This is a genomic window from Micromonospora sp. LOL_023, from assembly GCF_048060115.1.
Taxonomy (GTDB): Bacteria; Actinomycetota; Actinomycetes; order Mycobacteriales; family Micromonosporaceae; genus Micromonospora_E.
Genome location: NZ_JBHMIM010000174.1, coordinates 1 through 1,083 on the forward strand (window position 1 = coordinate 1; position 1,083 = coordinate 1,083).

General features: G+C 65.5%; 1 protein-coding gene and 1 pseudogene. Both read left to right on the top strand.

Annotated features, from left to right (window positions below; all coding sequences use genetic code 11):
* Positions 1 to 323: pseudogene (locus ACFHVL_RS31325) on the top strand (hypothetical protein); the annotation flags it as partial.
* Positions 324 to 482: 159 nt separating this feature from the next.
* Positions 483 to 1,083, top strand: a 601-nt coding sequence (locus tag ACFHVL_RS31330) for an IS110 family transposase (protein ID WP_416632237.1), incomplete at its 3' end; no start/stop codon positions are given.

Here is a 1,083-nt window from a genome sequence, read left to right on the forward strand (position 1 = left end):
ACGCCCCGAACGGCGAGAAAGGCGCGATCCTGCGCCGGGAAGGCCTGTACTCGTCACACATCATCGAGTGGACACGGGCCCGCGACGCCGGACACCTCGGCCACGTCGACAGCGGCGGGAAAACGGATACCGCCGCCCCCTCTGCGCCACGGGTGAAAAAGTCCGCGGACCAGATCGAGTTGGAGAAGCTGCGCCGGCAGAACGAGAAACTGCGGGCGGATCTGACGAAGACCCGGATGGCGTTGGACATCATGGGAAAAGTTCCCTCGCTGCTCTTTGATCGGGCCCGTTCCGGGCTGAAAATGATCGCGGCCGCTCGCTGACGCCGTGTGCGCTTGGTCTTCGAGGCCGTGGAAAGTCGGGTGTGGGGAGCTGCGTCATGGGCCCTTCAATGTTGCTTCGAGCACGCGGATCAGCTTCGCTTTCGACTCCAGCAGCTCCCGCGGGCGGCCACCCTGTGACCGACTGGATGGAAGGACCGGGTGTTGGAGTCAAGTCAGGACAACGAGGAGATCATCGAGCGGATCGCGGCGCTCGACATTGGCAAGGCCGAGCTGGTGTGTTGCGTACGGGTCCCGGGCCAGGGACCTGGAGGGCGGCGACGGCAGGAGGTGTCGACCTACTCCACGATGACCCGGTCGTTGCTGACGATGGCTGACCGGCTGCGGGAACTGGGCGTGACCCGGGTCGTGATGGAGTCGACCTCGGACTACTGGAAGCCGGTGTTCTACCTGCTCGAAGCAGCCGGCGTCGACGCATGGCTGGTCAACGCCAAGGACGTCAAGCATCTACCCGGACGTCCGAAGACCGACCGGCTCGACGCGGTCTGGCTGTGCAAGGTCGCCGAACGGCAGATGATCCGGCCGAGCTTCGTACCGCCGGCGCCGATCCGCGAGCTGCGGGACCTGACTCGCTATCGGGTCGATCTGATTGCCGCCCGGACCGCTGAACGCAGCCGGGTCGAGAAGCTGCTCGAGGATGCCCAGATCAAGCTGAGCGTGGTGGCCAGTGACATCTTCGGAACCTCCGGACGGGAGATGATGGCCGCGCTGATCGCCGGGCAGCGCGACCCGAAGATCCTGG